This window comes from Fontibacillus phaseoli, from assembly GCF_003337355.1.
Taxonomy (GTDB): Bacteria; Bacillota; Bacilli; order Paenibacillales; family Paenibacillaceae; genus Fontibacillus; species Fontibacillus phaseoli.
On the sequence record NZ_QPJW01000001.1, the window covers coordinates 294831 to 319708 of the forward strand.

18 protein-coding genes, 1 tRNA gene and 1 other annotated feature are annotated in these 24878 nt (G+C 49.5%); of the genes, 13 read left to right on the forward strand and 6 right to left on the reverse strand.

What is annotated here, in order from left to right; all coding sequences use genetic code 11:
• The first annotated feature begins 101 nt into the window (after positions 1-101).
• The 4 genes from DFP94_RS01405 to DFP94_RS01420 all read left to right on the forward strand — a co-directional run bounded on the left by DFP94_RS01405 (position 102) and on the right by DFP94_RS01420 (position 6532).
• Positions 102-1016 (forward strand): nucleotidyltransferase, encoded by a 915-nt coding sequence (locus DFP94_RS01405; protein WP_114494660.1) that lies wholly within the window; start codon positions 102-104, stop codon positions 1014-1016.
• A 19-nt stretch (positions 1017-1035) separates the two neighbouring features.
• Positions 1036-3924: an excinuclease ABC subunit UvrA gene (gene uvrA, locus DFP94_RS01410; protein ID WP_114494661.1), complete on the forward strand. Its 2889-nt coding sequence runs from the start codon at positions 1036-1038 to the stop codon at positions 3922-3924.
• A gap of 15 nt (positions 3925-3939) precedes the next feature.
• A complete protein-coding gene (locus DFP94_RS01415; RefSeq protein WP_114494662.1) occupies positions 3940-5193 on the forward strand; it encodes a helix-turn-helix domain-containing protein in 1254 nt (417 codons plus the stop codon).
• A gap of 181 nt (positions 5194-5374) precedes the next feature.
• Positions 5375-6532, forward strand: coding sequence for a hypothetical protein (locus tag DFP94_RS01420; RefSeq protein ID WP_114494663.1), 1158 nt, complete (start codon positions 5375-5377; stop codon positions 6530-6532).
• 93 nt (positions 6533-6625) lie between these two features.
• Here DFP94_RS01420 and DFP94_RS01425 read toward each other — a convergent pair whose 3' ends face one another.
• Positions 6626-6859 carry a ferredoxin gene (locus DFP94_RS01425; RefSeq protein ID WP_114494664.1) on the reverse strand — a complete coding sequence of 78 codons (234 nt, stop codon included), beginning with the start codon at positions 6857-6859 and terminating at the stop codon, positions 6626-6628.
• Positions 6860-7130: 271 nt separating this feature from the next.
• On the opposite strand from DFP94_RS01425, the gene DFP94_RS01430 reads away from it, so the two are divergent.
• Positions 7131-7640 carry a DinB family protein gene (locus tag DFP94_RS01430; RefSeq protein WP_147273824.1) on the forward strand — a complete coding sequence of 170 codons (510 nt, stop codon included), beginning with the start codon at positions 7131-7133 and terminating at the stop codon, positions 7638-7640.
• 144 nt (positions 7641-7784) lie between these two features.
• Positions 7785-8579 (forward strand): helix-turn-helix transcriptional regulator, encoded by a 795-nt coding sequence (locus tag DFP94_RS25840; protein ID WP_245954411.1) that lies wholly within the window; start codon positions 7785-7787, stop codon positions 8577-8579.
• Between the two features lie 70 nt (positions 8580-8649).
• Here the strand turns inward: DFP94_RS25840 and DFP94_RS01440 are convergent, their stop codons facing one another.
• The 3 genes from DFP94_RS01440 to DFP94_RS01450 all read right to left on the reverse strand — a co-directional run bounded on the left by DFP94_RS01440 (position 8650) and on the right by DFP94_RS01450 (position 12914).
• On the reverse strand, positions 8650-9027 hold the full coding sequence (locus DFP94_RS01440; RefSeq protein WP_147273825.1) for a protease inhibitor I42 family protein: 378 nt from the start codon (positions 9025-9027) through the stop codon (positions 8650-8652).
• 487 nt (positions 9028-9514) lie between these two features.
• Positions 9515-11122: a response regulator gene (locus tag DFP94_RS01445; protein WP_114494668.1), complete on the reverse strand. Its 1608-nt coding sequence runs from the start codon at positions 11120-11122 to the stop codon at positions 9515-9517.
• Positions 11115-12914, reverse strand: coding sequence for a sensor histidine kinase (locus DFP94_RS01450; protein WP_114494669.1), 1800 nt, complete (start codon positions 12912-12914; stop codon positions 11115-11117). The genes DFP94_RS01445 and DFP94_RS01450 overlap by 8 nt, the downstream gene beginning before the upstream one ends.
• A gap of 270 nt (positions 12915-13184) precedes the next feature.
• Between DFP94_RS01450 and DFP94_RS01455 the strand changes: the two genes are divergently transcribed.
• From DFP94_RS01455 to DFP94_RS01480, 6 genes are all read left to right on the forward strand, one after another.
• A complete protein-coding gene (locus tag DFP94_RS01455) occupies positions 13185-14546 on the forward strand; it encodes an ABC transporter substrate-binding protein (protein WP_220270883.1) in 1362 nt (453 codons plus the stop codon).
• A gap of 87 nt (positions 14547-14633) precedes the next feature.
• Positions 14634-15509: a carbohydrate ABC transporter permease gene (locus tag DFP94_RS01460; protein WP_114494671.1), complete on the forward strand. Its 876-nt coding sequence runs from the start codon at positions 14634-14636 to the stop codon at positions 15507-15509.
• Between the two features lie 14 nt (positions 15510-15523).
• A complete protein-coding gene (locus DFP94_RS01465) occupies positions 15524-16354 on the forward strand; it encodes a carbohydrate ABC transporter permease (RefSeq protein ID WP_220270884.1) in 831 nt (276 codons plus the stop codon).
• A gap of 52 nt (positions 16355-16406) precedes the next feature.
• Positions 16407-18665: a glycoside hydrolase family 65 protein gene (locus tag DFP94_RS01470; RefSeq protein ID WP_114495730.1), complete on the forward strand. Its 2259-nt coding sequence runs from the start codon at positions 16407-16409 to the stop codon at positions 18663-18665.
• Positions 18646-19353: a beta-phosphoglucomutase gene (gene pgmB, locus DFP94_RS01475; protein ID WP_181872988.1), complete on the forward strand. Its 708-nt coding sequence runs from the start codon at positions 18646-18648 to the stop codon at positions 19351-19353. Before DFP94_RS01470 ends, pgmB begins: the two co-directional genes overlap by 20 nt.
• Positions 19343-20467 carry a DUF4432 family protein gene (locus DFP94_RS01480; protein ID WP_114494673.1) on the forward strand — a complete coding sequence of 375 codons (1125 nt, stop codon included), beginning with the start codon at positions 19343-19345 and terminating at the stop codon, positions 20465-20467. Before pgmB ends, DFP94_RS01480 begins: the two co-directional genes overlap by 11 nt.
• Positions 20468-20983: 516 nt before the next feature.
• Here the strand turns inward: DFP94_RS01480 and DFP94_RS01495 are convergent.
• Positions 20984-21057 (reverse strand) — tRNA-Pro (locus DFP94_RS01495).
• Between the two features lie 156 nt (positions 21058-21213).
• Positions 21214-21430: a binding site (T-box leader), on the forward strand.
• A 76-nt stretch (positions 21431-21506) separates the two neighbouring features.
• Between DFP94_RS01495 and leuS the strand changes: the two genes are divergently transcribed.
• Entirely contained in the window at positions 21507-23948 is a 2442-nt protein-coding gene (gene leuS, locus DFP94_RS01500) for a leucine--tRNA ligase (protein WP_114494675.1), read from the forward strand.
• Here the strand turns inward: leuS and comER are convergent.
• The gene (gene comER / locus DFP94_RS01505) at positions 23945-24802 is read right to left on the reverse strand and encodes a late competence protein ComER (RefSeq protein ID WP_114494676.1); all 858 of its coding nucleotides are present in this window, start codon (positions 24800-24802) and stop codon (positions 23945-23947) included. The two genes, leuS and comER, sit on opposite strands and share 4 nt — an antisense overlap.
• Between the last annotated feature and the right edge of the window lie 76 nt (positions 24803-24878).

A 24878-nucleotide genomic window follows, 5' to 3' on the forward strand; every position in this document is an offset into this window, starting at 1 on the left:
ATTTAAAATAAACCAGTATAGTATGATCTTACCATGATTCACCCCTCCGCAAAATATCGAATCCGTCACGTGACGGAAAAGAAGAGAAAGGGTGGTACGCAATGGATGACGTAATGCAGGAACAATTAAAAGAGCGCTATATGGCGGCAACGTACAGTTTCATCGACAAGGTGAGAGACGATCCCAATGTGATAGCCGTCATTATCGGCGGAAGCCTTGCATATGACGTGGTTTGGGAAAAAAGCGATATCGACATGACGCTGGTCGTCCGGGATCAGGTTTTGAAGCATGATAATTACTGCATCATGGAAGACGGCATCGTCATCAATGTTCACCTGATGTTGAGAAGTTCGTTCAAGAGAGGGCTAGAGCGAAATATCGGAGGTTCTTTCTCCCAATCGTACTTTTCCAAAGGTACTATGGTCTATTCCACGGATGATAGTTTAGTAGACTTTTTTGAAGATCTCAAGGAGATAGGCAGCGACGATATCGCCCTTTCGGCGTTCCATATCGCGGGCTCGCTAGTGCATGTGTACGAAAAGGCGCAGAAATGGCTCAAAGCACGAAGAGATCCGTTATACGCCCAATACTACTTGCTTAAAGCTGCCGAATCGATCGCGCATATGGAACTCTGTCTGCGCGGAGAGGCGATTTCGCGCGAGGCGATCCAGCAGGCTCTTCGCACGGCACCGGAGGTGCTCGCCCCTTTTTATCAGGATGCGATGTCCCGCCGACTAAGCCCCGAGGAAATCGCGGAATCGATCGATAGGATCGACCGTTATCTGGAATCCCATCTGGGCATCATTCAAAAGCCTCTCCTGGAATTCATGTCCGATCAAGAGATCAAAACGGTAACTCTCATCTCCAAACATTTTCAAGTTTATAGTGAATTCATCGTCGGCACCTTGGACTATTTGGCCGATAAAGGCGTCATCGAAAGGGTATCGCAGAGTATCCGCCTTACGCCGAAAAGCAAGCCGGCCGTCGAAGAAATCGGCTATCTGTACATTCCGTAACCGAGAGGAGAACTGAAGCATGTCTGTCCGAACAACCATTGAAATTTCCGGTGCGAAGCAGAACAATTTGAAGAACATTTCTACTGAGATCCCGCGGGATAAGCTGACGGTCATTACCGGGGTTTCCGGCTCCGGCAAATCGTCGCTCGCTTTTGACGTCATTTACGGAGAGGGTCAACGCCGGTTTCTGGACTCCATCTCCACTTTCGCGAAGAGCCGGATCAGCCAATTAAAGAAAGCCAATGTCGACTATGTCCGGGGCTTGTCCCCCGTTGTTGCCATCGAGCAGAAAAAGGGAAATAATAACCCTCGTTCTACCGTCGGCACCGTTACGGATATCAACGATTATTTAAGGCTGCTATATGCGACCGCCGGAACCGGCGTCTGTCCCGATTGCGGCCATACCTTGAAACAGCTCTCCGCGGCCCAGATCGCCGAGCATATCTCCAGTCTTCCTCAAGGAGCGGTAGTAGAGCTGCGCGCCCCCGTGTATAAAATATATGGCGAGGACTACAGCTATACCTTCCATCAACTGCGGGAAAAAGGCTATAAGAATCTGCTCGTTGACGGCGAGCCTTTTTCATTGTCGGATAAACGCGAGCTGGATGAAACTGCCGAGTACCGGATCGAGGTGATCATCGACCGCTTTACGCTCAAGCAGGACACTTATATTCAACTGGCGAAAACCATCGAAGCGACCATGCTGTCCCTGGACGAGGATATCATGATCAAGGTGGAGGTCATTGGGGGCGTGGATAACAGTTTTTACTCAGCTTACGGGTGCCCGGAGCACCATACTTTTCTTTGCGAAATGCAGCCGTTCCATTTCTCCTTCAATTCTCCCGCTAGCGCCTGTCATACCTGCCTGGGGGTAGGTCTTTCTTTCGTGGTGGAGCCCCGGTTTTTGGTGGTTGCCCCGGAGAGAAGCATCAACAAAGGGGCGCTTAAGAAAACGGTCTTCAATCCTGCGGGCAAGGACAGTTACCGGTCCGTATTGATGTACAGCCTGTCGCAGAAGTATGGCTTTAGCCTGGATACCCCGTTTAACGAGCTGCCCAAGCACATCCACGACCTTTTGTTTTACGGCACCAAAGGCGAGGTGCTTCCGATGCTGCAACCGCCGAATTCGCAAAAAAAGAACTGGATCATCGGACGCGACCGGCCTTTCTGGGGCTTCGTCCATGAGATGGAGAGCTGGTATAAACACTATATCCGCAAGTCGTCGACTTCCGAGGCCTTCGAACCGAACTTCATCAAGGAATGCATGATCGAGAAAATATGTCCGGAATGTCATGGTGCAAGGCTGAAAAAGCAGCGGTTGCAGGTGACGGTAGGGAGCAAAAACATCGATCAGCTTAGCCGGATGCAGCTTCCGGAGTTGATGGATTTTCTGACAGCCTTAACTTTTGAGGAAGAGATATGGGAAGTGGCAACCTCCATTCTCCGCGAGATCCAGGCGAGAACCACGCTGTTAATTGAAATCGGGCTTCATTATATCAGCCTGGGCCGCAGAAGCGACAGCATCTCGGGCGGCGAAATGCAACGGATCAAAATGTCCACGCAAATCAGCAGCGAACTGATGGGGATGCTGTACGTGATGGATGAACCGAGCATCGGCCTTCATCCGCGGGATTCCAGCCGGGTCATCGAAACGATGAAAAAGCTCCGGGATAGCGGCAATACCGTGATCGTCGTCGAGCATGATCTGGATACGATCCGAAACGCCGATCATATTATCGAAATCGGGCCGGGGCCGGGAATTCACGGGGGCACGATCGTCGCTTCGGGGAGCATTGACGACATCGCGAAGGCCCCGGATTCCGCAACAGGCCGGTATTTGTCCGGTAAGTCCGAAATTCCGGTTCCCAAACGGCGCCGGAATTTGGGGGATACGTTTTTGTCCGTACAGGGTGCCCGCGAGAACAATTTGAAAAACGTGGATTTGGACATCCCTCTGGGCGTATTCATTTGTATCACCGGTGTGTCGGGATCGGGGAAAAGCTCGCTGATTAACGAGATTCTGTACAAGCAGTTGAAGGTATTGAAGACAGGGGCGCGGATCGTGGCCGGGGATCACGATTTCCTGTTCGGCGCGGATCTGGTGAACCATGTGATCAACATTGATCAGGCCCCGATCGGCAGAAACAGCAAATCCAATCCGGCGACCTATATCGGGATTTACGATAAAATCCGCGATCTGTTCGCGATGCAGCCGGAGGCGGTCAAGCTGGGATACCAGCCGATCGATTTCAGCCTGACCCATGCGGGCGGGACGAGATGCGAGCATTGCGCGGGCGACGGGATCATCGTGACGAGCCTGCAGTTTATGGCGGATATCGAAACCGTCTGCCCGGTTTGTAAAGGGATGCGCTTTTCCAAGGAAGGCCTCGAAATCAAGGTTCAGGGGAAAAGCATTGCCGACGTGCTTGAAATGACGGTGGAGGAAGCCGCGGAATTTTTTAAGGACAACAAATATTTGCGGCATAAACTCGACATTATGAATGAGTTGGGACTCGGTTATATGTGTCTCGGTCAAAGCTCAACGACATTGTCCGGCGGCGAGGCGCAGCGGGTGAAGCTGGCTTACGAGCTATCCAAAATCAAACGAGGCGCCCATAACCTGTACATTCTGGATGAACCGACTACGGGACTGCATCTCTCGGACATTCAGAAGCTGCTCTTTTCTTTAAATAAGCTGGTGGATCAGGGGCATTCCGTCATCGTTATCGAACATCATCTGGATGTGATGAAGTCCGCCGACTATATCATTGATATGGGACCGGAAGGAGGACATCAAGGGGGGAGCGTCGTGGCCGAAGGAACCCCGGAACAGGTTGCCGGAATTGAGGAATCCTATACGGGACGGTATCTCCGCACCGTGCTTGAGCCTCAGAAAACGAGCAAATAGAAGGTGGAAACATCCATGTATACCAAACCCCACATTCGGGAAGCCATAGCGCAAATTGAAAACCGGCTAGCCCATCCGCTGGATATTGAGACCGTCTCGCGGATGGGCCTGGTTTCATCTATGCAGTTATACAGGGACTTTTATAATCTGACCGGACATTCCGTTAAGGAGTATATCCGCAAACGCCGTTTGTCCAATGCGCTGGCTTTGTTGAAGCATTCGAACAAGAGCATCGCGGATATTGCCTATGCCTGCGGATACAGTTCGCAGCAAGCCTTTAGCAAGGCCGTCAAAGAGGCGACCGGGCAAACTCCGCTCGAATACAAGCATAGTGCATCGTATTATTATTTTCCCCGGTTCGACGGGCCTGCCGAACATCATATCCATGTCGCCGCCAAACAAATACCGGAAACGATCAGCGTTGAGTTCCATCATGAGCAGCTCCAAGGCATTGAGCAACACGCAATCCGGTATCTGCAGTCCGTTCTTCCGGAGTTCCAGGGAAGGATCTTCGGAAGGAACGAAGCGCGACCCGGAATCGATTTTATTTATGTGCTGTATTTATCCGGCGCGGAGCCTTATTATGAGATTTTGCTGCAAAACGGCGGATTTGTAAAAGTAGAAAAAGTCCCCGGTTTTTCGGCGACCTTCGCGATGGCATCGGTTCAAAACAACGAAGTGCAGATTGGCTCCGCCTGGGATTATTTATATGGAAACTGGCTGAAAACAAGCATGTTCGAGCAGGAAGATAGGCCTTACTTTGAAGAATACATACTCAGAAACGGACGCGTCAAAAAGCTAATGCTGTATCTCCCGGTGAAAAAACGGAACGATTACGACAAAATCCGGATACTCGAATGCGAAGAGATGACGTTTCTGGTGTCCCGAAGCCGAGGGCCGGATGCTGAGGAACAAGCCTCCGGGTCGGTCATCGATTTTTTGATCGGCCGCTACCCGGATCTTGCGAAAGAGGCGACCCAATTTTACGTATCGAATCACGAAGACGAATATGTGTGCGGAATCCGCATAGACAAATTATTGGAACTCCCGGAACAGGCCGAAGTGGAAATATTGACTTCAGAACGCGGCAGATTCGCCATTCTTGAAGGAAACGGCTGCGTAGAGAGTGCGGTATATGAAAAACTGCTTTTTTCGTGGGTCAGGGACAACGGCTTTGAAATGGGCGGCTCGGTTTTTGCTATCTATGAATATGGCGGCATTCAAAATCGGGAGAGTACGAGGGTCCATATTTTTTGCAGCCTGAAATGATGTTAAAAACGGATAATACAAGAGCTGATTCTATGTGTACATTAGAAATATCTTGATCTGTTTAAATAAGCTGAACTAAACATTCATGAGATACGATGTAGGCAACATTTTTCGTGCTTGCCCCCACATCTATAATAATAGCTCAGCTTATGTCCTTCACCTATTTCGAGGAGGTTCCACAATGAATGCCGCAAAAAAGAAAGTCCAAGGTAATGAAAACTACAGCCCCCGATCGAAGCCGCCGATCATGAAAATGATGGAGGAAGCGAGCCGGAGAACCGAAAAGGAAATCTGCGTTGAACAGGTGAACGTGAATTGCAGTATCGTTGACCGGGCGGAAACGCTCATCGTCGGGTTCGGATTGCCGATCAACTATGAAAGCAGGGGTTATAATTTCTCCACGGATGATTTTTCATCTCGTTCATTAACGGATTCCATTTATGCCCGTAAAGTCATTTCTGAAGGAGATATCGACTTTCTGGCCGAAATCATCGGGATTGACCTGGCGGATAAGGAGATCGTAAGCGCAAGGTACGACATTGCCGGAGACGGGAACTACAAGGTGGTCGTGGGCATTGAGGTGGATAGCCTGGAACATTTACCTGAATATCTGCCGGAGAATACAATCACTTTAACTGTACCGGCAGGCCGATTTGCGAAAATGTTGATTAACGAACATAAAAAAGAGGGCAGAACCGGTTATGAAGAGCGGATGCATGCCGACGTATACTTTGTCGAGGAATTCCGCCACGAAACGAAATATGTTTACGATCAGAACAGCTATCCTTTAAATACTTATGATTTATCCGGAGAGATGCTGACCAAATACGAACCCGTAAAAATACCCGCAAACGAGTCGGAGCGGTTTGATTCCCTCCGCTATAAGATCGTGTCTTTACCGGAAATGAAAATCGCCTGCAGCATGACGCCTCCGGATTCGGAGGAGTTCGTCATCACCAAGTATTTTGAAGTGGAGCATCAGGTGTTCGCTACGGAAGCCGCCAAATACTATATTCATGATTATTACGGTTTTCCGAGTAATTCCGATATGGAAGGAAAAGTAAACCGCTGCTTCGGGACGCGGGTTAGCTCCTTTGACGGCATGCCTGACAGCGTTCATCAAATACTCTTGCCCGGCGGAATTTATCTGCATATTACCCAGCTCGAATTCAACGGGGACAATCCGTCCATCCCGTATGACGTGGCCTTTAACCACCTGGAGGAGCTGTTCCTGTCGCGTCATCCCGGATATGAACGCGATTGGAGCAGGCATGTCATCGCCCGCTTCCGCCAGGCCAACTGCGCCTCCGTGTTCGTACCGCTAATACTAAAGCCATAAAAATCAAACAGCATGGTCCCGGGGAACCGGAACCATGCTGTTTTCGTTTATTCCGCGGTAAAGTTTGAGAGGTTCCGCGGCAGCAGGCAGGTATTAAGCGAATGGGACTGCGGATAGCTGGATGCAATTCGTCGGACAGCTTTCAATCGCTTCCTGCAGCTCTTCCAGCAGTTCCTTGGCAATAGCCGTAATTCCCCGGTTGGAATCGCCCCCATAGATCACTTCGGCAATTCCGTTATCGTCCAAATCGAAAATTTCCGGTGCTGCGGAGTTGCATGCACCGCAGGCAATACAAGATTCCTGGCTGACACTCGCAAAATTGTTCATAGATTTCCTCTCCCCGGACTTTTTAGAATCCACGACCCCTCCGAAGTAGCGCTATGAAATTTCAATATCTGCAAGGGGATAGTACATTCTGATGACATTTTACAATCCGTCAAATCCCTTCATCAAGCGAAAAAACAACAGGTAGCCCCTTATTCGTTCTGTATTGTGAATTTAGACACAAAGTTTTTGATTTTGGAAATGGACGACATCCCGCGGACAACTAGGGGCCTCTTTTTACGATTGACAATTCGTTAGTCAAGGCTTGATAATCTTGATCATCGGAGCTTTGGCTCAACTGCTTAATCAGAAAAAAGGTACGATGGAAGGGGAAGTGGTGAATTTGTTGCAAAGGCTGGAAGCGTTGCTTGAAGAAGTTCCAAAGACCATTCAAGGGATCGACGAAGAGCTTTTTACGAACAAACCTTTACCGGATAAGTGGTCAAAACTGGAAATCCTGGGCCACTTGTGCGATTCGGCGGCAATAAATCATCAGCGCTTCATAAAGATCATTTTGGCGGATCAGCCGGTTACCTTGGAAGGATACAAGCAGAACGAATTGGTGAAAATTCACGATTATCAGAACGGTTATACAAAAGCGGAGCTGCTTGAACTTTGGAAACAACGGAACAAACAGATACGGATTATAGTAAGGAACCTCAATGAGCTGGAATTAAGCAAGTCGAGTTTATGGACAGATGGAAGCCAAGTCACTTTAAAATGGCTGCTCGAGCATTACCTGGATCATCTTGATCATCACCTTAAACAAATTGTCGGGATTTAATTCAAAAGAGGCTTGGTGGTCATTTGACGAGCGGAAACATCACGGAAATCGGCTTCATGGTCTCTCCGCAACCTGTAGTTGACACATTGCCAGCCTTACTTGATAGTCGAAAACAGGGCGTTATTATAAGATGAGCGTGAGGTGATGACGATGGACTTTGCGGATAAATTGCAAAGCTACAGAAAACAAAAAGGATTGTCCCAGGAAAATTTGGCGGAGGTCGTTGGCGTTTCGCGGCAAGCCGTATCCAAGTGGGAATCGGGACAGTCGTATCCCGAGATGGATAAGATGATCGCAATAAGTGAACTATTTCACGTAACCGTGGATCATCTGGTCAAGGACACCCCCAGCGACAACAGAGAGGCCCGGCCCCAAATTCCTGGACCTGTCCAGGCAGGTTGGCGCCCTTATTTTCACTATGAGTACAAAAGCAAGAAAACGTTATTCGGAATCCCGCTCGTTCATATTCATGTCGGACGCGGTATTCATGTCGCCAAAGGAATTATTGCCGTCGGCAATATTTCGATCGGTGTTCTCTCGATCGGGATCCTTGCGCTAGGCGGCTTAAGCATCGGCGCGCTTGCTGCGGGTCTTGTCAGTCTGGCAGCGCTGGCCATTGGCTTGCTGCTGGGAGCGGGGGGGATCGCGGCCGGTATCGTTGCTATTGGCGGGCTTGCGCTAGGAATTCTTACGATCGGCGGGCTGTCGATCGGCATGTTCTCGCTAGGCGGCTGCGCCGTCGCTTCGCATATTGCCATCGGAGGTTACGCTAGCGGACATATCGCTATTGGCGATGCGGTAAACGGAGCCTATACGCTCGCCATTCAAAACGATGATTTCGGCAGCATCCGGGCCGAGCAGGTGAGGCAGTTGATACAACAAGAGTACCCAAATTTGTGGAAGCCGCTGGCGGAGCGGATTATCGGGATGTTTAATTAGATAATGAGAATTTGAAAGATATTTTTGATTTACTGGGGGAAACGGACGGGGAAGTTACGTTCTTTTTCTGTTAGGGAGCCTGCTTGTCGTTGAAGGATTGTCCATACGTGAAGTCAACCGTATACGTACCTGCTTTTTCCGCTTTGATCGTCCAGGTCTTCTGGTGAGAAGTCGCGATTATACTCGTATCTTCGCCGGTGACCTTCGTATTTACGAGTTCGAGTCCATTGCTGGTATTGTAGGACCAAGCATAACCTGTAGTCGTGTTTTCTTCAAGGGTAATGTCAAACGTTTCGCCGACAGCCACCTGAATGTTCTTTTTCGATTGGGTTTTATCCTGTTTTTCCTGCGAAGCTACCGTGGCGTTTGGATTGGATTTTTCAAGTTGTCTGCGAATGCTGCTCCCACGACACTCAGGCTTCCGACAGAAAGGCAGCTCACCAGGCATGCAGCGACGATTTTTTTGTTTGCTTTTTTCATTTTGTTTACCTCCATTTTGTTTTTTTGTTTCATGCCCTATACACAACGTTGCGATCCATATTGTTGCAAGGATCTTAAATTTTTTTATAAAAATAGGCTAATACATCACAGATTCGTTAAAAAGAGGGTGGAATTCTATGTTGTCTGCTGTAATTAGTTTGTCACCATTTGAATATAAAATGTCACCGCCCATGCCCTTAATGGTTTGGGCTTTTTTGCTTTTTTAGATCATTTTAATTTATGGTTTTAGCATCGCGTTTAGGTGGGAATAACATAAATATAAGATTTATAATTTGAAGATGAAATGTCATTTTTGATTTCTGGAGTAAAAAATCTTGGGCAAAAGAGGATATGCTGTATTCACTAAATGATCAGTGAGCAATAAAAGAGAGCCGAAATTTTCATCATATTATTGGTTCCATGCCGAGCAGAAAATCAATAAGCAGTGAGTGCTTTTATCTCAATTCAGTCTGGGAATAATTCAGCTTGTATTCCTTGGGACTCATTCCTGCATATTTGGAAAATACATGGGTGAAATAAGCAGGTGTCTCGATACCGACGGCTTCCGCGACTTCAAATACTTTGCTCGCCGGATTCCTGAGCAATTTCTTGGCTTTTTCAATTCGATACTTATTGATTGCGTCGATGATGGATTCACCAGTTACTTTTTTGTAGAGGCGGCTGAGATAGCTGCTGTTGATATGGATATGATCCGCAATAATTTGCAGATTTAAGTTCTGATTGTAATGCTCTCTTATATATTTTTGGCATTCTATAACGATGTAATTGGGTTGTTTGTCATTGAACGCCAAAGCCCTTGAACAGCTTTGAATCAAACGCTTTAGAATGTCTGTCAACTGCTGTATGTTTTTGCTCTCCTGGATTTGCTTATACACCGTGGTTTGGCTTTCAGTGGGCTCCGCTGCAAAGGGTTGACTGGCGCTTAGCAAGCGGAAACAGTAAGAACCGATAAGCAGACAAGCGACCTTTACATTTTCAATCGGCTCTTTGGTGCTTCTGTAGCTTTCAAGTAACCGGTCAAGTTGATGGATTGCCAACTCGCTTTGTCTATGTTGCAGATATTCGGCAATTTGCTCTGCGGCATGATGAGGAGGCGCTCCGGGAGTGAGCGTTTGGTTGGCATGCGGCCTATAAACAGCAACATGATTATCGCTGTAGAAGTTGCCTTGCAGCGCTTCTTTGGCTTCGCGGTAAGCCGTTGACAGTGTCAGCACATCCCAGTGCATCGAACTGATCCCGATATTCAGATGGTATCGTCTAAAGTTCTTTGCCATCGTGAGAATCTCGTTACAAATTGTGAGCAAGGCTTGTGTTGAGACCGCTGCATTACCGCCGTCCATGGAGACAATCGCAAGCAAGGTGCTTTGCTCCATGGCCATTATATAAGAAGGACGTTCCTCGAATGCTAGTGCAAGGAATTGACGAATGGAAGCCAGGAACCGTTGATATTCATTAGTTAATGGGAAACTGTGCTTATCCTCAAACTCCAGATAGACGGCGAAATAGTTCTCTAGCTGCAAACCAAGCTCTCTTGAGCGGTTGAACAAGCTTGCTTCATCACTGATTAAGCCCTCTACGGCTTCCTTCAGAAATTTTTCGCTGATTTCAGAGAGATGATCATTAATCTTGCTCTCTAGCTGCCTCAATTTCTCTCTTTGCTCTTTCTCCTTTTCCAGCAATCGCGTGGCCTTCTCAATGGCAACAGGAATTTTCTCCGTGGGGTTGATCTTGACCACAAAATCGACTACTTCATACTGAATGGCCGTTTGGGCATAGGAGAAGTCGGCGAAGGCGGTAAGGATGATAACCTTAATTTGCGGGAAATTCCGGTGTACATAATTCGATAAAGCCAGACCGTCCATACCCGGCATACGGATATCGGTGACGATAATATGGATATCATAATGACCCAGCATTTCCACAGCCTCCATGCCATTACAAGCTTCGCACACCACCTCACATTGTAAAGCTTCCCAATCAATAAAACATTGCAGCCCTTTTTTGATAACAGGCTCATTATCCACGATCATGACGTTATACATGCGATAGTTCCCCCTGATCAGCAGGGATATGTAGAGTAACTTTGGCCCCTGCTCCAAATTCGCTCTCGACATCAATTCCATAAGGCTCGCCGTAAATCAGCTTGACCCGTTTTTGCGTGTTGATCAAGCCAATGTTGTTGTGGCCTTGTTTGCGCCGGGCTCTGCTTTCGAATTCATTCCAATTCCGCGGAACATATTCGAACCCGCTACCGTTGTCGGTGATCTCAAAATAAATCGAGTCATTGCTGCGATAAATGCGGATATGGATGATCCCTTTGCCCAGCTTTTTCTCCACCCCGTGAACTACAGCATTCTCTACCAAGGGTTCGACGCTCAGCTTGGGAAGCAGCAAATCCAGTATAGCCTCGTCCTCAATCTGGATCGTGTACTCGATTTTATCCTCGAATCTTTCTTTCTGTAGATAAAGGTAAAAATTGATGAAGTCCAGTTCCTGACGAATGGGAACCTTGGCCATGCTATTGGAATAAATGCTTGCCTGCAGCAGCTCCGTCAGGGACGTGACCATCTTGTAAACGGTCTCATCTTTGGATAGCTTTGCTTTATAGCCGATGGTAATCAACGTATTAAATAGAAAGTGGGGATTCATCTGAGCTTGCAAAAATTTAATTTCAGATTCTTTGACTAACAGGTGCTTCTCATAAACTTCCTTGATCAGATAATTGATCTCTTCCGTCATATTATTGAAGGTGCTGCTTACTTGATTGAGCTCTACATCCTTGTAGGCCGGCATTCTGGCGTTATAATCGCCTTTCTTGACCTTGCGGAAACTCCGCAGCAAATCACGGACAACTCGTGTAAAGCGAAGGGATAACAGGACGCCTGCTGCGAGGGACACGAAAGCAATCAGAGCGATAATCCAAATGTATCTGCGCATACTCTCGGACAATGTAGACAGTATTTGCTTCTTAGGAATACCTGCGACGAAGGTCAGACCGGTTGTACCGATGCTGCGGGAAACAGCCAGATAGCTCTCCTGATTGATCTTCACCTCACCTACTTCATGATGATCTTTCAGTGCATAGACGGCGGGAGAAACAATAGAACCCAGCGCTTGCTTATCGGCCGTGGAATAGACGGTCCCCTGGTTATCGATGATGTAGGCTATAGCGCCCGGGAAGGCTAGCAGTTCAGCATACTTTTCCGCTAAATCGGACTCTTTCGTACCAAAGATCAGCACAAGACGGTGCTGGGGAAGGTTGATATTGGATACAATTCGGGTGAAATAGATCGTACGATCCTCATCACTTGGCGGGACAATTTCCTTGCCCCGTTCCATATCATGAACCGAATGATAGATGGCGAGATTGTTCTTGTTGATTTGTTCGATGTTAGGCTGCGACTTTATAACGGATACATAATTGTCCGCGTCAAAGAAAACATAAGCGGTTGATAGCAGGCTGATATTCCAAGCGTTATTGAACATCAGGCTGTATTTCAGGTCCTCTTCCATTTCAAGCTTATTGATAAATATTTTGTAGTAGTCGTCTCCCAGAGACACATCCTCGATGGACCAGGCTCTTACCGTTTTATTGGCAAGGAAATGCAGTGAGGTATTATCAGTAACCTGGAAGGATTTCTCGATATTGTCGTTGGTCTGGCCGATTAGAAGCGACAGATTATCATTGGCATTTCGGGTCAGAATCCCGGAGATGCTCCAATAGAAATAGCAGCCGGCGAAGGTCATGGGCAGCAGAATAAGCAAAAAAATGATAATAACAATCTTATTCCTTACCGGAATGCGGGAGATAAAACTGATGTTTTCATTGGACATGCTATCTGCTCCTTGGCAATGACGCTATAGTAAAGTTATTATATAATCTTTTCTTTGTGTCGAATAGCCGAACAGGGCTATCTCTAGCCATTTGGTAAAGAAATCAACAAAGAGTTAAAGAAAACTGAAAGCCCTTTCAGCAGACCGACCATCTTCGCTATTTGCTCAAAATATTATAAAAGATCATACCGAAAAACCAATTCATTTGCCCTTTTCTTTGTTCTACAATGGGGCTGTAACAAATCGCATTATCCTAAAGGGGGATTTGATTTGAGAAAGTCATTGTACAAAACGAGTTGTATTCTAGCAAGCACTCTCATGTTGGTCATGTCCATTTCGGCATGCGGATCACCGAGTGCATCAGAGAACAGCGGGGCTCCCGCAAACTCTGCACCTTCCGAGTCGGAACAGGCAAGCGCTGCTCCTGTTACCAAGGCACCGGTGAAAATTTCTTATCTTACCTTCCGGGTGGGTACTCATGCGTCAGCCAAGATGGAGGAAGAACAGATCAAACAGTTCAATGCCAAGTATGGCAATGAAGTGGAAGTTGTGGTTGAAGAGATTCCAAGTGATTCCGCCTATGAGGATAAATTGAAGATTCTGGCTGCCTCCGGGGATGTTCCGGATGTGGTGATGGGCAAGAACGGAATTAACGACCTTTTGATCAAAAGCAATCTTGCAACCCCTTTCAATGAGTATCTGGACAAGGATCCGGAATGGAAAGCAGAAATTGGTGAGGCGGCAATCACGGCCAATACACGGGATGGCAAGGTCTGGTCCATCAGTGATCAGAAGCAGAATATCGGCTATTTCTACAACAAGGAAATGTTTGAGCAGGCAGGGATTAAGCCAGCGCAGACGTGGGATGAATTTATGAGTAACAATGAGAAGCTCAAGGCAGCAGGTTTTATCCCCCTCTCGTTGATGACCGGGGAGAACGCCTGGACGACCAACCTGATTCTTGGTGCGATCGTGGGTACGAACGGAGATGCGGGCAATTCATTTATGAACACCCTGCACCCCACCGACTTCAATACGCCTGAAATGATCGAAGCCCTCAACCTGATGAAGACGATGCTGGAGAAATATGCAACCAAGGATGCGCTTGGCGCCGGATATGCCAATGCAGCGAACAACTTCTGCCAGAACAAAGCAGCAATTATTGCCAATGGGCCGTGGATGATCGGAGACTTTAGCGATCCGACCAAGTGCAGTGAAGGCTTTGATAAAAAAGTAGGGGTCGCGGCGTTTCCAAACAACAGCATGGTCTCGACCTATGAAGTGGGGTATATGATTGGGGCCAAAACGCAAGAAACCCGTGATGCAGCCGAAAAATTCATCCGTTTCAAGACCGGCATTGAGGGACAGACCATCGCGCTTGAATATGGCAATGTCATGCCCGTATCCGATGAAGTACAGCCTTCGGAAGAGCTTAGACAGAAGTATCCGCTGTTTGTTGAATCTATAGCAGTAGCCCAGCAGACAGAGGTTCATTATCGGAACTTTGACGCTATTGTCTATCCCAACGTCACCGATGCTTGGAAGACGCTTTATCCGAAGCTGGTATTCGGCCGATCGGCGGCAGAGGATATCACACAAGAGCTAACGGATATTGCCGCTAAAAGTAAATAAACACAAGCTGACGATTGAGTGTACGAAATGTGATTGGATCTCCGGCAGGCATGCCTGCCGGAGATCCGGTTGGGGAGGACCATATGCATGGTAAGAAAAAATAGAAGGTATATTACGCTGTTCTTGGTGCCGACGGTTGCACTGTTTATTGTCGTCTATGCCGTATCGCTGGTCATTTTGTTTGGCACATCGTTTACCGAATGGTCGGCCGGGCGCAAACCGATTTTTATCGGTCTCGCTAACTATATTGAACTATTTACGGATGATTCCAATTTCCGCAAGAGCTTTCTGAATACGGTGATCTGGGTGTTCCTTCAGTCCACGATCCACGTCGCCATTGGTACGGTATTCGCCATCATTCTCAATTTGAAGGAATTCTATTGGAAGTTTGCGCGAACGGTTTATATGTTCCCTAACATCATCTCAGGTGCAGCCGTAGGTATGCTGTTCTTGTGCTTGCTCAATCCTGATTTTGGTGCTGTGAACAGCATTGTCCGCTCGTTCGGCAATGCGGATTACGCACAGAACTGGTTCATGGATTACGCGACGGCTTTTCTCTCGGTTACCATGACCTGGCTGCCCTATGCGGCTGTCGTTACGATTCTGATTCTGGCCGAAATCGCAGCTATTCCGGAAAGCTTGTTTGAATCAGCGCGTATCGACGGGGCCAGCGAGATGAAGATCAATCTGTATATCCTCATTCCTATGCTGCGTAATATTATCGGCACCTGCGTTATTCTGGCCGGAACCAGCATGCTGCAGAAGATGGATATTATTATGATGACGACCGGTGGCGGACCTGGCAATGAAACTATGAATTTGCCCATTTATATATACAAGACCGCACTTATGGATAATAACTTTGGTTATTCCAATTCGGTGGGTGTCTTCCTCATCGGCTTTGGCTTGATTTTTGTTCTGCTGTGCCGAAATCTGTTCAGAATAGGTAGCTCCCATAACTGAATGGAGCGACTGGGGTGAGAATATTGAAAATAGGTTTGGGTGTGCTTAAATATGGGTTTGTGCTTCTGATTGTATTGCTGTCGCTTGGCCCGTTCCTGTGGGTGTTCCTGGCATCTTTCAAGACAAATGCCGAGATTTTGACCAATTCGCTCGGCTGGCCAAGCAGCTTCAGTTTTTCCAATTATATAATGGCTTTTAAAATTGCGCCGATATCCCGATTTTACATTAACAGCGTGATCGTGGGGATCTTCGGGACATTGTTGAATTTGCTTCTGCTCGGAATGGCTGCTTATGCTCTGGCACGTTTTCATTTCCGGGGAAAGAAGCTGCTGATGGCAGCGTTCTCCCTATCTCTGTTAATTCCGGGTGCTGCCATGCTGCAGCCGCTATATTTGACGGTGAACACATTGGGCCTTTATGACAAGCTGATTGGACTCATTATTGTTTATGCTGGCTTCGGCTTGCCGGTCTCGCTTTATATTCTAACAAGCTACTTCTTGACGATCCCGAAGGAAATGGAGGAATCGGCTTATCTGGACGGTGCTAGCTTCATCAAGACATTCTTCAAAATTATTTTGCCGATTTCGAAGCCGGGTTTCGGCACCGCCGGTGTCATGCAATTCCTGCTCTGCTGGAACGAATTTCAGTTTGCTATTATTCTGACAACGGGCAATCAAAGCCGGACGCTGCCGCTGGCGCTTTATTATTTCAAGAGCCAGTTCGCCAGTGATTACGGCGTGATGTTTGCGGCTACGATGGTCGTGATCATACCAAGTATTCTGGTGTATATCCTGCTGCAGAAGCAAGTGGTGTCCGGACTTGCTGCGGGTGCGGTTAAGGGTTGATCTGACGGAAGAGAACCGAAGGGAAAAGACCAAAGAAATTGAGGGATTGCAGATGAATGAGGAAAACCTGTGGTGCCTGAAGGAAGACGGCTATCACGCCGAACGGCACAAATATTATGAGGGACTCTTTACCCAAGGGAATGGCTATATGCACGTCCGTGGAAGCTTTGAGGAGGGGTACAGTGATGCGCCCCAGGACGAGGAATATCTGCGCTTTCCCGATAATGTAACGCTTGAGAAGCCACGGCATCCCAAATCCAAGCAGGGAACCTTCATTCCGGGGATTGTTGGCCAGCATCCGCTGCTGAAGGAGGAAATTGTTAATCTTCCTTACTATTTGGGGCTTGAGCTCAAATCCGCTGGCGAGAGTTTGGACATGGACCGGTGCCGGATTAGCAGCTACAAACGTTGGCTGGATTTGCGTGATGGAAGCCTTCATCGTTCATTTATATGGGAAACGGCAGAGGGTATGCGTCTGTACTGTACATATCACCGGTACATCAGTATGGCAGATTCCCATCTTTGCATTCAGCGCGTGCAAGTTCAAGCCTTGTCAGGTGAAGGGAGCCTGGAGGTGAAGCCCACACTCCGGGCTAATGTGCGCACCAATGGCATGAATCATTTTGCCCGGGTTGTTCCTGCGTCAGAGCCCGAAGGCAGCTTGTCACTCGACATTCTGACGGAGGAAGGCAATCAAATCTTCATGCAGTCTGTGCTGGAAGTTTCGGAAGCGATAACCTGGCAGGATGAACATACCGCGATGATAGCATCACTCCGGGGCGAATGCCTGTTACATACCGGAGACCAGTTAACGGTCTGTAAGCTGACTGCGGTGACGACGGATCGGGATTTGGAGGAGGGAACGGTGCGTGACCGGGCGCTGATGCATCTGGGTCAAGCCCGGGATTGGGGCTGGGAAGAGCTTTATCATCGGCATGCTGCTAAATGGAAGAGCAAGTGGGAGGATGCGGATATCCGTATCCAGGGAGATGATGCGGCGCAAGTCAACGTCCGCGCTTCTCTCTACCATTTGGTCCGTTCCAATGCGGAGCAGGATGACCGGGTAGCTATCTGTGCAAAGGGTTATGCCGGCGAGGCTTATTTCGGCAGATACTTCTGGGATACGGAGATCAACCTGCTGCCCTTTTTCCTGCACACCAGCCCGCAGGCCGCCCGTAATTTGCTTCTTTTCCGTTACCATACGCTGGAGGGGGCGCGGCGCAATGCTCGGAAGTACGGCTACCGGGGAGCACGTTATGCCTGGGAGTCCTCTTTAAGCGGGGAAGAGCAATGTGCCAACTGGCAGTATGCCGATCACGAAATCCACATTACAGCGGATGTTGTATATGCCTTGTACCATTACGTGAATGCAACAGGAGACGATGAATTTCTGGGGCGTTACGGCATCGATATTCTGGTGGAGACGGCACGCTATTGGTGTGACCGAGTGGATTGGAACCCGGAGGGGTACGGCGAACTGCTCGGCGTGATGGGGCCGGATGAATACCTGCCGTTCACCCGCAACAATGCCTTTACCAACCGGATGGTCAAATTCAGTCTGGAGCAGACCGTTGCTTGTCTCTACAACCTGCAACACAGCAAGCCGGATGGCTATGCGGCCGTGGTTGAGCGCTTGGACATCCGCCCGGATGAACGAGAGCTCTTCCGGCACACGGCGGAGAAGCTGAGGCTGCCGTACGACAGCCAGACCGAGATCGTTCCACAATCCGACGATTTCGCCCAGTATGCGGACCTGGAATTTGACACACTCTGGACGGACCGCTCCAGACCGTTTGGTCATTTCATTTCCCAGGAGCGTAATTATCGCTCCAAGGCGCTAAAGCAGGCGGATGTGCTCGAATTAATGCTGCTCTTCCCCCAAGAGTTCACCCGGGAGCAGATGAAGGCGGCCTATGCGTATTATGAGCCGATCACAACCCATGATTCCTCCTTATCCGCAGCGGTTCATGGTATTGTGGCCTCTTGGCTGGAACACAAGGAGGAAGCGGAAAAATTGCTGCAGCGAGTGATGGCGATCGATCTCTCTGTGGAGAAAAAAGGGGCTGCCGAGGGGATCCACATCGCCAATTGCGGTGGCCTGTGGCAGCTTATCGTTTACGGCTTTGCCGGTATGGCGAGCGCGATGTGGAGCGAGAACCTTCACTTGCAACCCCGGCTGCCTGAGGGCTGGGAGGAGATAAGATTCCAGGTCGTTTGGCGGGGGGAGCGCTACCGAGTAACGGTTCGTCCAGATGCTTATGAAGTGAACAAACTGAACGGGGGAGAAGCTGTTGCAAGTCAAACCATTTGAGGCAGCCATCTTTGATTTGGACGGCGTCATTGTCGATACCGCCAAATTTCACTATCAAGCCTGGAAGCGTCTTGCTGAGGAATTGGGGTTTGCTTTCAGCGAGAAAGAGAATGAGCAACTGAAGGGTGTCAGTCGCATGGAGTCGCTTGATCTTCTGCTTCGGGCCGGAGGGATAACGAATCTAACAGCGAAGCGGAAGGAGACGTTGGCTTCCCGGAAAAATGAGTGGTACAAGGAGTATCTCACCACGCTTACGCCCGCTGATGTATTGCCCGGCGTACGCAGCTTTCTCCATCACTTGCGCTCAAGCGGAATCAAAACAGCGATTGCATCGGCCAGCAAAAACGCACCGCTGATTTTGGACAAAGTGAATATCGGATCATGGTTAGATGTGGTGGTGGACGGGAACAGCATTGTCAAAGCAAAGCCGGACCCGGAGGTGTTCCTACAGGCAGCCCGGCTTCTTGGTGTGGCTCCGTTCGTATGCTATGTATTTGAAGATGCGGCGGCTGGCGTAGAGGGGGCGATCCGGGCAGGCATGCGAGTGGTTGGCGTTGGAGAAGAGCAACTGCTTGCCCGCGCCCATCTTACCGTCACCAGCTTTGAACAGCTTGAGCCTGTTTTTTTGCTGAGCCGAATCGGTGTATCTGATCTCGGCGTAACGGGAGATAGTCCATATGAACAGTAAACCCACAGGCGAGTTGATGCTGTCGCAAATGCAGCCGGATATTCCGTTTGTGCTGCCGGACGGCGGGTTCGTTACTCTGAAGCTGTTTACAGACCGTTTTGGCTCTCACCTGCATCTGTTGACCGTATCCAATGGCAGGCTTGTTTTTACCGTAATCCTTGAACGCGGTATGGATATAGGGGAACTCAGGCTTGAGTCGGAGAAGTTCAGTTGGGAGCGCGATACGCGGTATTTGCTGCATCCCGAAAACGTAGACCTTTACGACAATGAGCGTTCAGGTTGGGATGCAGGCTTCTATGCGGCTGTCGCCGCCATCGGTCCTGAAATTTTCGGTACGCCGGATGAGGTGAGAACCGTCCACGGGACGGCGTCCTATTCCCCGGCACTGATGGAGTCGATCCGCATGGCCTGGGATGAGCGGCACATTTGCCTGGAGGGCATTGTCCCGGTGAGAGGGTACGGAGCGTTGCCCGTTTATGAGAAAACCATCCGGATGGTAACGAGTTACGGGGAAGCCGTGCTATTTCGGGAGGATACTGTGCGGAATTTGACGGATATCCCGCAACCTGTGGATGATGGTTACCACATTCAACTGTCGGGGACGTATATGGAGCACGGCGGAAGTTATGTCCTGCCGGTTGCGGCAAAAAAAATGCTGCTGCGCGACGATGCCCCTTTGGAGGAGGACCCGTTGGCCGTCTACGGTTCAGAGATCAGGCTGTGCCCGATCCGCTGTTATCAATATGTTCCTGAGCCAGTGGAGGGGCTATCCGCTCTGCCGCAGGTTCGCGATTACTGCGCGGCCGCCAGCGCTGGTGAAGAACTGACGGCCGAGATGCTGGTGAACGCAAGCAAAGACGCCGCAGCCTATGTGATCCGTTCGCTGGCATGCTATCCCCGTTCCCTGATAGCCAAACGGGCGATCACGGACAAGATGTATGCTCTGGAGCCCTGCAAGACGAGACCCAATTCCATGAAGCAAAAGACGATAGACGGCGAAATTGTCTATGTTGGCCCCCAGGGTGATTGCACGGGCTGGATCATCTTTGGGGCGACACGTGATCCCGAGGAGATTGCAACCCTTGCGCGCTTGATCGGCAATGCTGCGAAGTAGCAGCAGAAAACGCCCACCGTCCCATAACGTGAGACAAATCAAAAACACCTTCAAGAGGCCGGAAGCCTGTCGTAGGACAGAAGAGACCCCTGGAGGTGTTTTTCACATTAAAATAACCAGTCACCGGCGGATTCCCGGCGACTGGCTGCTTAACACTTCCGGAATGATTTTCATGGCATTTGAACTTACATATCCGCCGCTGAATTTATCAATGGCGAGGCTGTCGATATTAAATCTCCCGGTATCTCCTTCTTCACGGATGAATCGAATAATATTTTTTTCGGCTTTCTCAGGCCTACGCATTAGTAAAATCAGGGCAGTTTCATGTTGTGCGTCCTGGAAGACAGTTACTAATTGATAAAGAGGTTTTTAAGCGTTGGTTGAAGAGAAGTTAATTCGCATTAGCTGAATGAAGGGCACCAATTCGACACCAAATCAGATATATGGCCTATTCAATTATCTGTTTTATACATTTTAATAAAACAAAAACCCTTAATACACAAGGGCTTTTACGGATCGAGACGACAGGATTTGAACCTGCGACCTCTTGCTCCCGAAGCAAGCGCTCTACCAAGCTGAGCCACGTCTCGATAATTAAAAGATATGTGGGAACATTAATAAATTATACTCCTTTCATCTATACTGTTAAGAGATTGTTTGCGGATTTTCAGAACCGGTTCGTTCTTGAATCCCCATTGACGGCAAGGATTCAGTTTTATATAATATTTGGTGATTCAATTGGATATGTTTAAACTTTGAAGAGGATTATTAGTTTGAATTCTGCCATCCAGAGAGCCGGTGCAATGGTGCAAGCCGGTTGGAGAATGACAATGAACTCGCCTCGGAGTTATGATGCCAAACATCGTCGTTTTACCCGCGTTAAGGGTGTAAAGTGAGCGGAGGACAAAGCATGTTCGACGCTAACTAGGGTGGTACCACGGGAAACTTCCTCTCGTCCCTAGCGATGATACGCTATGGATCGGGAGGTTTTTATTTTTTAGCAGTGATTTTGAAGAGAGTTTAGGGAGGATTCAATACTATGGCAGACAAAAACGTGCCGCAAGACGTTTACCAGGCCCAGAACATCGAACCGAAATGGCAGGCATACTGGGACAAAAATCAAACCTTTAAAACCCGGGAGGATGATGGCAAGCCGAAGTTTTATGCGCTTGACATGTTCCCTTATCCTTCGGGCGCCGGGCTTCATGTAGGCCATCCGGAAGGCTACACGGCGACCGATATCGTATCGCGTTTTAAACGGATGCGCGGTTACAACGTGCTTCACCCGATGGGCTGGGACGCATTCGGTCTGCCGGCGGAGCAGCATGCTTTGGATACCGGCGAGCATCCGCGCGACATTACGGTCAAGAACATCAACAACTTCCGGCGCCAAATCAAGTCGCTCGGTTTCTCGTACGACTGGGACCGGGAGATCAGCACGACGGATCCGGATTATTATAAATGGACCCAATGGATATTTATTCAACTTTACAAAAAAGGGCTCGCCTACGTTGCCGAAGTTCCCGTGAACTGGTGTCCTGCGCTCGGTACGGTGCTGGCGAACGAGGAAGTCATCGACGGCAAGAGCGAACGCGGCGGCCATCCGGTCATCCGCAAGCCGATGCGTCAATGGGTGTTGAAAATTACGGAATATGCGGAACGCCTGTTGGAAGACCTCGAGGAACTCGATTGGTCGGAGAGCATCAAGGATATGCAGCGCAACTGGATCGGCAAGTCCGAAGGAGCAGAGGTTGTATTTGCTATCGACGGGCATGAAGAGTCCTTGACCGTATTTACGACTCGTCCGGATACGCTGTTCGGCGCAAGCTATGCCGTGCTCGCTCCTGAGCATGAGCTTGTTGCCGGGATTACGACGGAAGCTCAACGTGATGCCATCAAAGCTTATCAAGATCAGGCCGCACGCAAGAGTGACTTGGAACGGACGGATCTGGCTAAAGAAAAGACCGGCGTGTTCACGGGCGCCTATGCGGTGAATCCGGTGAACGGCGCGAAACTGCCGATCTGGATCGCGGATTACGTGCTGGCCGGTTACGGTACAGGCGCGATTATGGCCGTACCGGGTCATGACGAGCGCGACTATGAGTTTGCGAAGCAGTTCGACCTTTCGATCATTGAAGTCGTGGAGGGCGGCGATATTGCCAAGGAAGCTTATGCCGGAGACGGGGCTCACGTCAATTCCGATTTCCTTAACGGTCTTCGCAATGAAGAAGCGATCAAGAAAATGATCGCCTGGCTGGAGGAAAGCGGCAAAGGTAAAGGCAAAGTGACCTACCGTTTGCGCGACTGGCTGTTCAGCCGCCAGCGTTATTGGGGCGAACCGATTCCGATTCTGCACCTGAAAGACGGCACGATGAAGCCGGTTCCTGAGGACCAGCTTCCGCTTGTCCTGCCGGATGTCGATGCCATCAAGCCGTCCGGTACGGGCGAATCGCCGCTGGCCAATGTGACCGAGTGGGTCAATACGATCGATCCGGAAACCGGGCTGCCGGCCCGCCGCGAAACGAACACTATGCCGCAATGGGCGGGAAGTTGCTGGTATTACCTGCGGTATATCGATCCGCATAACGATAAGGAGCTGTGCTCCAAAGAAAAGCAGCAGGAATGGCTGCCGGTCGATCTGTACATCGGCGGTGCCGAGCATGCGGTGCTGCACTTGCTGTACGCCCGTTTCTGGCACAAGGTGCTTTACGACCTCGGCGTAGTATCTACTAAAGAACCGTTCCATAAGCTGGTCAACCAAGGGATGATTCTCGGAACGAACAACGAAAAAATGAGTAAATCCCGCGGCAACGTCATCAATCCGGACGAAATCGTAAACGAATTCGGCGCGGATACTTTGCGGGTTTACGAAATGTTCATGGGACCATTGGAAGCTACGAAGCCTTGGAATGCGAATGGCGTCGAAGGAACGCATCGCTTCTTGTCCCGCGTATGGCGCTTGTTAGTAACCGAAGACGGCAGCCTGAACTCGAAGATCGTGGACGGCGATGGCAGCGACGAATTCAAACGGACTTGGCACAAAACGATCAAGAAAGTGACCGAAGATTTTGAAGCTCTTCGTTTTAACACCGCGATCAGCCAGTTGATGATCTTCATTAATGAAGCGTACAAAGTCGATGCCGTGCCAAGAGCTGCGGCGGAGAACTTCGTGCAATTGCTGTCCCCGCTTGCGCCGCATTTGGCGGAAGAATTGTGGGAACGGCTTGGCCATAAAGAAACGGTTTCTTATGAGCCATGGCCTGCTTATGACGAAGCTTGGACGGTGGACGCCGAAGTCGAAATCGTCGTCCAGGTCAACGGTAAAATCGTCGACCGGACGAAGATCTCCAAAGATCTGGATCAGGCGGCCATGCAGGAACATAGCTTGGGCCTTCCCAACGTGAAACAGGCTGTAGAAGGAAAAACGATCCGCAAAGTGATCGCGGTTCCTGGAAAACTGGTGAACATCGTCGTCGGTTAAGCACGCTCCTCCCGGTCGGCAGTACCGCCGGATGGAGGGTTGAATAATCCGTCGAGTTTGACAAGGTCCTCGTCATATTTCCGGTGCGTCGCTTCAATAAGACTTGAGAAAACGCGGCTTAAACCGGAATCCAATACGGCGATGCCTTCGGCCGTAACTCCGCCTGGAACGGCTACGCGCCTTTGCAGTTCTTCGGGTGTGAAGCCGCCTTCGGTCAGTAATTTGCCGGTGCCGTACAGCATTTCGGCTCCCAGGGAGATAGCTTCGGCTCTTCCTATGCCGGTAAGCCGGGAGGCGGCTTCCGCCCACTGCTGCAGAATGAAGGCGATAAACGCCGGTCCGCAGCTGGCGATGTCGGAGGCGATGCGCGTTTCCGTCTCCCGGATGGACATAGGAATGCTGATGGAAGATATGAGCTGTTCCAGCAGGAGCCGGTCTTCCGGCAGGATGCGGCTGCCGTAAATGCACAGCGATGCCCCGGAGAGTGCCGAGTGCGTAATGCTGGGGATGATTTTGGCGATTTTCGACGGAATCCGCTCTTCCAGCATACGGATTTGCACCGGACTGGTTATGGACACGACGATTTGCCGCTCGTCTACAATTCCGGCGAGTTCGTCGATGACGGCGAGGTAGTCAAGCGGCTTCACGCAAAGAAAAATAATTTGGCTCCCGTTCGCGGCTTCGGCATTGCTGCCGGTAACGCGAAGTCCGGGATGCCGTTTAGCCAGCAGCTCCGCTTTTTGCGGGGAGCGATTGCTGGCACAGATGTAATGCGGGTGCAGCGCACCGGAACGCAGAAAAGCTTCGATCAGCAAGCTTCCCATCGATCCTGTTCCGATGAAGGCTACTTTCATCCCGGTTCCCCCTTCCGTGCGTAACCTGATTTCAAACCATCTATTTAAATATGTATGCATCTTGAATGGATCTTCA